Raw genomic sequence first — 10,193 nt, 5'->3', positions numbered from 1 at the left:
CCTTGGCCACGGTGACCTCGGTGTGGTCGCCCCAGTGGAACGTGTCCCCCTCCGAGGTGCGGGAGATGAGGCGGTTGCCTTCGGCGTCGTAGACGTACTCGGTGACCTTGTCCGCAGCGCCCTCGACCGGTTCGGTGACCTTGGCCAGGTGGCCTTCCGCGTCCCAGGTCAGCTTCTGCGCGTCACCACCCAGCGTGCGGGTGGTGGTGTTACCGGACTCGTCGTAGGCGTAGGTGTCCTGGGCCGTGCCGGTGGGTCCGGTGCGGGTGACGGAGGTGAGGGTGTGCGGCTGCGGGCTGCCCGGGGCGGGGTAGGTGTAGGTGCGCTTGGTGTCCTGGGAGAGGTTGCCGGCCGGGTCATGCTGCGTCTCGGTCAGCCGGTTACCCACCTTGTCGTACGTGTAGGAGTCTCCCCCGCAGCCTCAACCGGACACTCCGTCAGGAAGCACTGACTGTCGGTTGTTTGACGATTCGGTTCCTGAATCTGCTTAAACGTGACACAGGACACTCATTCTGGCTGTCGCGTGACGCCTTATGTCCGTTTAGCGGTATGGACCAGAGTTGAACGCCTCGCTTACGGTCAACCCGCATATCTCTTACGGGATCTTTAACTTGTGGCTGGGGTGTGGGGGTTATGGGGAGAGCTCTGCGAAGGCGAGGGTGGCGCAGAGCCTGGGTCTCATGCGCGCTGGGGGGCGCGCTCGCGGCAGGGTTGCTGCCGGATGGCGCTGCGGCGCAACCAACGACACCTCCGCCCACGCGTGCGGAGTCATCGTCCGCCGCCAAGAACAAGGCCGAGCGCACAGCGGCCTCCCGCAACGAGGAGCAGGCTCTCGCCGAGGCCGCGCGCACGGGCGAACCCGTCGAAGTGACCGCGCGACGCGGCGAAAGCAGCGAGCTGTTCGCCACTCCGGACGGCAAGCTGGAGGGCCGGGAGTACCTGCGCCCGATACGCGCGCGGGTGAACGGTGACTGGAAGCCGGTCAACACCGACTTGGCCACCTCCGGAGACGGGATGGTCGCACCGAAGGTGGCCACGGTCGGCCTGGAGTTCTCCGGGGGCGGCGACGCCCCGCTCGTTCGGCTGGAGAGCACCGGCCGGAAGCTGGAGCTGCGCTGGCCGAAGGGCCAGTTACCGACCCCGCAGCTGAACGGTGACACGGCGGTCTATCCGGAGGTACTGCCCGGCGTCGACCTGCGGTTGTCAGCACAGGTGGACGGCTTCTCACAGCTGCTGGTGGTCAAGTCGGCGGAGGCCGCGGCCAGTACGGCGCTCTCCGAACTGAGGCTGGGCCTCAGCTCCGCAGGTGTGTCCGTACGGAAGACATCGACCGGCGGACTGGAGGCGGTGGACGCGGGTGCCGAGTCGCCTGTGTTCGAGGCCTCCACCCCGCTGATGTGGGATTCCAGCGACGGCAACGGTGCTGCCAGATCCGGTGCCTCCGCGCCCGGCGGCACGAAGGGCACGGACGGTGGCGACGGTGAGCCCGCGCCCACCGAGTCCGGGAAGCTCGCCCCGGTCGGCGTGGAGGTGCCCGCCTCGGGCGACGCGCTGGTCCTGACCCCGGACGAGGGTGTCCTGCGCGGTGCGGACACCGCCTACCCGGTCTTCATCGATCCGCAGTGGCACTCCCCGCGTGCGTCCGCCTGGACGATGGCCTCGCGCTACTGGGACTCCTCCCCACAGTGGAAGTTCAACGGCGAGTCGAACGCCGGGCTCGGCTTCTGCGGCTGGGCGTACTGCAAGCCGCAGGACCTCAAGCGGCTGTTCTACCGGATTCCGACCACCCGCTTCGCGGGCAAGGACATCCTCTCCGCCGAGTTCGTCGTGCGGAACATGCACTCCGCCTCCTGCACCGACCGCGAGGTGCAGCTGTGGCGGACCAAGGACATCAGCTCCTCGACGACCTGGAACTCGCAGTCCGCCTCCGGCTTCTGGATCGACGAGCTGTCGGCCAAGTCGTTCGCGTACGGCTACGAGGGCTGCGCGGCCAAGGACGCCGAGTTCTCCGTGAAGGCGGCCGTGCAGGAGGCCGCGTCCAAGAGGTGGTCCTCGGTCACCTTCGGGATGAAGGCCGCCAGTGAGTCCGACCCGCTGACGTGGAAGCGGTTCTCCGACAAGGCGCATCTGCGGGTGAAGTACAACCGTCCGCCGCACCAGGTGCGGATGTCGCAGCTGACGATGGAGTACGGCGGGGTGTGCAAGAGCCCGGGGGACGCGGCGCGCGTGCGCACCCTGGGCAAGATCTCGGCGAACGACATCAAGGACCCGGACGGTGACCCGGTCTCCGTCCAGTTCCAGGCGAAGTGGGATTCCGGCGACGGCAAAGGGCTGATCGTGCGCTGGAATCCGGGACGTACGACGTCCAAGCGGTCCGGGTCCGACTTCAAGATCTCGCTCCCGTCGTCCGTGCCGGAGAACAAGGCGGTCCACTGGTATGTCCGGGCCTACGACGGCGCGCAGTACTCGCCCTGGTCCTGGTCCGGTTCGGCCACGGGCTGCTACTTCGTCCGCGACACCAAGGTGCCCAAGGCGCCGACGATCACCTCGGGTGAGTATCCGGCGTCCGATCCGGAGAACCCGGACGATCCCTGGTACGACGGGGTGGGCCGGTACGGGTACTTCGCGCTGGACGCGCCGGACGCCGACGTGAACCGCTACCGGTACGGAGTCAACGGCGATCCGAGCGCGAAGCGCCAGCTCACCACGTCGGGCGGCGCCGCGAAGACGGCGAAGGTGCTGCCCGGCGAGCCGGGGCTGAACTTCGTCACCGCCCAGTCGTTCGACGAGGCGGGCAACGGGTCGGAGATCCGCACCTACCAGTTCCGGGTGAAGGCCGGTCAACCCGAGCGCGCGACCTGGCAGTTCGACGAGGACGCGGGCGCCACCAATGCCGAAGGGTCCACCCCCGCGCGCAACGCCACCGTGCACGGTGGCGTCACCACCGGCGGCGAGGGCGCGATCGGCACGGCGGCCACCTTCAACGGCACGGACGGCTACGCGGCCACCGACATCCCCGTCGTCGACAACAGAGGCGGCTTCACGGTCTCGGCCTGGGTCCGGATGTCCGAGCTGACCGACCGCGCGGCGATCGTCGCGGCCCAACCGGGCAACAACGCACCGGGCTTCGAGCTGTACTACTCGGCCGGCCTCAACCGCTGGGTGTTCAACCACTACGCCTCCGACGACGTCGACGCAAAGATCGTCCGGGCGATGGCGGAGCAGCCGGGCGACGCCCACGCGGGTGAGTGGACACACCTGGTGGGCTCGTACGACGGGGTCGACAAACACCTGCGGCTGTTCGTGAACGGCAAGCTGGCGGGTCAGACCGACCACCCCACCGCATGGGAGGCCCGCCGCGGTCTGCGGATCGGCGCGGGCTCGTACGGCGATCTCACCGGGAACTTCTTCCCCGGCCAGATCGATTCCCTCCAGATCTTCGACAAGCGCATCGCCCAGTCCGAGGTCGACACCCTCTACGCCAAGGGCCGCGTCGGCGACCCGGGGCGTCCCGCGATCGCCGTCTTCGAGATGGACGAAGCGCCCGGTGCCGCGGAGTTGGCGGCGCATGGCGACGTGCTGCCCGCGAAGTTCCAGGGCGGGGTCACGGCGGGAGTCGACGGGGTGGCGGGCAAGTCGCTCCACCTCAACGGCACCGACGGCTACGCCCGCGTGGCCTCCCCGCACGTCAACTCCTCCCGCAGCTTCACCGTCTCGGCCTGGGCCAAGCTGGAGCGCAAACCGGGCGTGGCGGCGATCATCACCGCCCAGGCGGGGGAGCACCGTCCAGGCTTCGAGCTGTACTACTCGGCCGACCTCGACAGATGGACCTTCAACCAGTACGCCGCCGACGATCCGGCAGCCAGCCCCATACGTGCCACGCAACCCGCCGGGCAGAGGGCACATGCGGGCGAGTGGGCGCACCTGGTCGGTGTCCACGACACGATCGCCGACACCCTCACGCTGTACGTGAACGGCACCGAGGCGGGGTCCGTCGAACTCGGCGGTGCCTTCTACGCGGACGGCCCCCTCCAGATCGGCGCCGGCAGCTACAGCGGGGCGGCCGACCGCCACTTCCCCGGCCAGGTCGACGACCTCCGCCTTTTCGACCGGCCCATCTCCGCCGACGAGGCGCAGCAGCTCTTCCAACAGCGCCCCGTCCTGACCGGCCGCTGGCAGCTGGACGACGCGAGCGACCCGGCGAACGGGACGGGCACCACCCCGGACTCCGGGCCGCTGAACAACGACGCCACACTGCACGGCGACTCCCGCATCGACCCCTCCGCCGCGTTCATGGGCGAGGGCGGCCTGCTGCTGGACGGCATCGACGACTACACGCAGACCGGCGAGGCGCCCGTCGACACGAGCAGGAGCTTCACGGCGACGGCCTGGGTCCAGGCCGCGGCGGAGCTGAAGGAGACCAAGGTGGCGCTGAGCGCCCCGGGGGAGCAGCGGAGCGCGTTCTCAGTCGGCTTCTTCCCGCACCCCGATGTCGAGGGCGGCAAGGGGGCCTGGCAGTTGGCGGTGTTCGACCGGGACGGGGCGAATCCTGTGGTGGCCCGGGCCAACAACGCGAGCGAGTTCAACGATGAGCGGGAGTGGAATCACCTCGCCCTCGTCTACGACGGATTCGCCAAGCAGGCCCGGTTGTATGTGAACGGGTCCTTGCAGGAGGTCGCCTGCACAGACGCGGACGACGACGGTGACGCGGATGATCCGACGTGCCTGGACGCTATCCCGTCGGCGCAGAACGCACTGTCCTTCCCCGCCGGCGGGCCCCTTCAGTTCGGCCGCGGCAAGAGCAACGGAACAGCGGTCCAACACTGGCCCGGTGCGATCGACGACGTCTGGACCTTTGAAGGCGCGCTGAGCGAAGCGCAGGTACAGCGGATCGCGAATGCATGGTTCGAACTGCCCACTGAGGTCCCGAAGCCCGGGTGAACACCGGCTGGTGCGCCGTTGCGTGGCGAGGCCGGTCACGGCGCACCAGCAGATCTTGGGACCTCGCCTCACAGGTCACCTTCACCGGCTCTTGGAGATCCGCACATGTTCTGTGCTGCAGATGAGGGATGGATTCAGGAATGAACGGCAGACAACGGCCCCGTAGCGGCAGCATCCTGCGGCGTCGCATCGCACTGGGTCTATCGGCCGCCCTGGTGGGCACCCTGCTCCAGGGGACCGTCGCTTCGACCACGGCGACTGCGGACGCGAGCAAGGGGCGCCCCGACCTGCCCAAGGCGGAACGGCCCGTCAATGGGTCCGATCTGCGCAAGGTGAGGCCCCGCACGGTGGAGAAGGGGCCGCGTACGCCGCGCGAGACGCCGAAGACCGCATGGCCGGAGGCGGGCACAGTCGTCGTGAACATACCCGGGCCTGCCGCCGCACGGTCGTCCGCGCCGAAGCCGGTGAAGGCCAAGGGTCTCCCGATCGAGGTAGCCCCGCCGGGAGCCATGCGTACCGGTGGCAAGGCCGTCCGGTCGCAGTCGCAGGACGGTTCGGTCTCGGGTCCCGTCAAGGCCCGCGTTATGAGCCGCAAGGCTGCGGGGAAGGCAGGGGTGCGCGGCCTGCTGTTCACTCTGGACCCGGAGCAGGATCAGGAGAAGCGCTCTGGGAAGGCAACGCTCGGGCGTGCGGGCGTACGCGTGGACTACTCGGCGTTCTCCGGCGCGTACGGCGGCGGCTATGCCTCCCGTCTCACCCTGGTCGAGCTCCCCGCCTGCGCGTTGACCACGCCGGGCAAGAAGGGCTGTTCGGCCGTCCAGCCGGTGCGGACGGCCAACGACACCGAGCAGCAGACCCTCACCGCCGACTCCCTGAAGCTGCGCGCCGACGGGCCCACCGTGCTCGCGGCCGTCGCGGCGGAGACGGGTGGCAAGGGCGACTACAAGGCGACCAAGCTGGCCCCCTCCGCGACGTGGAAGACCAACCTCAACACGGGCGACTTCAGCTGGGCGTACGACATGCCTGCCCCGGAGGTCCCCGGCGGGCTGAAGCCCAGCGTGGGGCTCTCCTACTCCTCCGCGCAGATCGACGGCCGCACCGGCGGCAGCAACAACCAGTCCTCCTGGGTCGGGGACGGCTTCGACCTGTGGACAGGCTTCATCGAACGCAAGTACCAGCCCTGCGCCGACGACGGCATCGAGCACGCCGACGGCAACAAGCCCGCCGACCAGTGCTGGAAGTACGACAACGCCTTTCTCTCCTTCAACGGCAAGGCCGGCGAACTGGTCCCGACCGGGGCCGACGAGTGGAAACTCCAGAAGGACGACGGCACCCGCATCAAGCGCCTTGCCTCCAGCGAGCGCGCCAACGGTGACGACAGCGGCGAGTACTGGCGGCTCACCGACCCGGACGGCACCCGCTTCTACTTCGGCTACCACCGGCTGCCCGGCTGGACAGCCGGTGACGAGACGACCGACTCCACCTGGACCGCCCCCGTCTTCGGTGACGACACCGACGAGCCGTGCCACGCCGCCGCCTTCAAGGACTCCTGGTGCCAGCAGGGCTGGCGCTGGAACCTGGACTACGCCGTCGACACCCACGGCAACGCCGTCGCCTACTACTACGACCAGGAGAAGAATTCCTACGGGCGCAACCTGAACAAGGACGACGACACCCCCTACGTGCGCGGTGGCACCGTCGACCGCATCGAGTACGGCCTCAAGTCCTCGTCGATGTACGGCACCGAACCGCTGGCAAAGGTCGACTTCACCAGCTCGGAGCGCTGCCTCCCCAAGACCGGCGTCACCTGCGCACCGGACACCATCGACACCCACGCCCAGTACTGGTACGACACTCCCTATGACCTGAACTGCGAGGCGGGCAAGGCCTGCGACCAAGGGCGCTTCTCGCCGAGCTTCTGGACCCGCAAGCGCCTGACCGGCGTGACCAGTTACGTCCGGGACGGCACCGCGTACGACAAGGTCGACTCCTGGCAGCTCGGTCAACGCTGGGGCACGGCAGACGTCGACTACCAACTGCTCCTGGACTCCATCGAACACACCGGCCACACCGCGGCGACTGCGGTCACCCTGCCGAAGACCACCTTCGCCTACACCCAGCTGGAGAACCGGCTCGACAAGATCGGCGACGGCTACGCCCCCTTCATCAAGGCACGCCTCTCGACCGTCGCCGACGAGTACGGCGGCCAGGTCGACGTCAACTACTCGGCTCCAGCCTGCGCGGCCGCCGACCTGCCCACCCCGGAGACCAACACCACCCGTTGCTTCCCGCAGTACATCGGCGGATCCTCGTCCGACCCAGCGGACCGCCAGTGGTTCAACAAGTACGTCGTCACCTCCGCCACCAGCACCGACCGTACCGGCGGCGCCCCGGACCAGGTCACCCGCTATTCCTACCTGGGTGGCGCCGCCTGGCACTACGACGAGAGCGGCCTGGTCAAGGACAAAGAACGGACCTGGTCCGAATGGCGCGGCTACGGCCATGTCCGCGAGGAGACCGGCGGGCAGGGGACCGGGGGAATGAAGTCGCAGGAGGACTCGTACTTCCTGCGCGGCATGCACGGCGACCGCGAGAACAAGGACGGCGGCACCAAGTCCGTCACCGTTACCCTCGGCAGCGGCGAGGGCGACCCGATCACGGATCACCGGGCGGCCGGCGGCTTCACCTACAAGACCGCGACGTACTCCGGCCCCGGCGGGAAGATCCTGGAGAAGACGGTCGACCGCCCCTGGCATCACGAAACCGCCAGCAAGAAGCACTCCTGGGGCACGCTCAGCTCCCACTTCGCCGACACGGGCCACAGCAAGACGTGGACCTCCTTGGACAAGGGCGCGGGCGCCGACTGGCGTGTCGCCTCCGCCAGCAGCACCTACGACACCGTCGCCGGGCGTCTGGTGCAGGTCGACGACTACGGTGACAACTCCACGGGCGCCGACAACCGGTGCACCCGCACGACATTCGCCACCAACACCACCGAGAACATCCTGACCCTCCCCTACCGGGAGGAGACCGTCGCGGTCGGATGCGACGCCACCCCCGACCGTGCCAAGGACGTCCTCAGCGACACCCGCACCGCCTACGACGGCGCGGGCTACGGCGCCGCTCCCGTCAAGGGAGACGCCACCGCCACCGCCGTACTCAAGACGCACGACGGCTCGACGGCCCGCTACCTCGAAACCGGCGCCACCTTCGACGGCTACGGCCGTCCGCTCACGGCCACGGACCTCACCGCCGACGTCACGGTGACCAGCAGTGGCGCCCTCAGCCGCGACCAGCGGACCGACGGCCGCACCACGACCACCGCCTACAGCCCGGCAACCGGCTTCGCGTCCAAGGTCACCACGACCACACCACCGGCCAAGAGGGGCGACACCAGCACCGCCCAGAAGACCGTCACCGAGCTCGAACCACACCGCGACGAGCCGGTGGCCCAGGAGGACACCAACGGCAAACGGACCCATCTTGCGTATGACGCTCTCGGCCGCGCTTCGAAGGTATGGCTGCCCGACCAGGGCACCTCGGAAAAACCCAGCTACGAGTTCGTCTATGCCATCGAGGAGGGCAAGCCAGCAGCCGTCACTACGCGGACGCTGAACACGGGTGGTAGCGCTCAGATCGCCTCGTACAGTCTCTTCGACGGGTTCCTGCGGGAGCGGCAGACCCAGGCACCGGGACCGGACGGCGGGCGGCTTCTCAGCGACAGCTTCTACGACGAGCGCGGCCTGAAGACCAAGACCTTCGCCCCGTACTACGCCGAAGGCGCCCCCTCCCGCACCCTCTTCGCACCCGAAGACGCACTCAGCGTGGAGACACAGACCCGGCTGACCTACGACGGGCTGGGCCGGGAGACCGAGTCGCGCCAGATCGCCGGCAACGGCGACGGCGGCGAGATCCTGGGCATCACCAAGACGATCCACAACGGGGACCGCACCACCGTCATCCCGCCAGCGGGCGGCACCGCCACCACCACCCTCAAGGACGTCCGCGACCAGGTCACCGAGCTGCGCCAGCACCACGCCCGCACGCCCGAGGCCGCCTACGACACCACCACCTACGCCTACACTCCGCGCGATGAGCTGGGCAAGGTCACCGACCCGGCAGGCAACAAGTGGACCTACACCTACGACCAGATGGGCCGCAAGACCAGCACCACAGACCCGGACAAGGGCGCCACGACCAGCACCTACGACGACCGCGGCAACCTCACCTCCACCACCGACGCCCGCGGCACCAAGCTGGTCAACGTCTACGACGACCTCAACCGGCGCCGCGAACTACGTGAGGACACCACCACCGGCCAACTGCGCGCGAAGTGGGTCTACGACACCATCACCGGCGCCAAGGGCCACCTCGCCGAATCCACCCGCTACATCGACGGCAACGCCTACACCCACAAGGTCACCAAGTACAACCTGCTGTACGAGGCAGAGCGGGCCGCCACGGTCATCCCCGAATCCGAGGGCGCCCTCGCGGGCACCTATCAGGAAGCGACGATCCGGCACCAGAACGGCCTCGTGCGGGCGCGGGACTTCTCCACCGTCGGCAACCTCATGGGGAACGGCTGGTGGTACACCTACGAAGACCAGACCCTGCGCCCGCTGAAGGTGTCTACCAACGACACCGTGGCGAGTGCCTCGTACTCGCTGACGGGGAAACCCCTTCAGTACGAACTCGGAGCCACAGACGGGGCGAAGAAGTCCTGGGTCACCAACACCTACGACTGGGGCACCCAGCGCCTGGAGACCTCACGCGTGGACCGTGAGGAGGTAGCGGGTGTCGACCGGCATTCCACCTACCAGTACGACCAGGCGGGCAACGTCCGCTCCCTCTCCGACGTCTCCCGCGACGGCACCGACACCCAGTGCTTCGACTACGACTACCTGCGTCGCCTGACCGAAGCGTGGACAGAGGCCAACAAGATCTGTGCGGCCACGCCCGCCTCAGCCACCATCGCAGGTCCCGCCCCGTACTGGCACTCCTACACGTACGACAAGGTGGGTAACCGGCTGACCGAGACGCAGCATGACCCGTCGGGCAATCTCTCCCAGGACACCAAGCGCACCTACACCTACCCCGCCCCGGGCAGCCCGCAGCCGCACACCCTCACCTCCGTCACCCGCACCGGACCCACCGGCTCGGCCCAGGACACCTACGCCTACGACGAGTCCGGTAACACCACCACCCGCACGCTGGGTGGTGACGCGCAGAAGCTGACCTGGGACGCGGAAGGC

General features: G+C 68.6%; 3 protein-coding genes. 2 read left to right on the top strand and 1 reads right to left on the bottom strand.

Annotation, left to right across the window (positions count from 1 at the left end):
* The coding region (locus H299_RS37730; protein WP_027750398.1) for a hypothetical protein at window positions 1-388 on the bottom strand (388 nt) is incomplete at its 3' end.
* A gap of 245 nt (window positions 389-633) precedes the next feature.
* On the opposite strand from H299_RS37730, the gene H299_RS0123455 reads away from it, so the two are divergent.
* Together H299_RS0123455 and H299_RS0123450 are read left to right on the top strand one after the other, a co-directional pair.
* Entirely contained in the window at window positions 634-4,941 is a 4,308-nt protein-coding gene (locus H299_RS0123455; protein ID WP_078512987.1) for a LamG domain-containing protein, read from the top strand.
* Between the two features lie 140 nt (window positions 4,942-5,081).
* A partial coding sequence (locus tag H299_RS0123450; RefSeq protein WP_037760326.1) for an RHS repeat domain-containing protein occupies window positions 5,082-10,193 on the top strand: 5,112 nt, incomplete at its 3' end.

Source organism: Streptomyces sp. CNH287 (genome assembly GCF_000424825.1).
The sequence above is the reverse complement of the archived record's forward strand: the minus strand, read 5'-3'. Positions and strand labels throughout refer to the sequence as shown.

Coding starts and splice junctions, on each gene's coding strand:
- H299_RS0123455 (WP_078512987.1), top strand. CDS start 634: ATGGGGAGAGCTCTGCGAAGGCGAGGGTGGCGCAGAGCCTGGGTCTCA.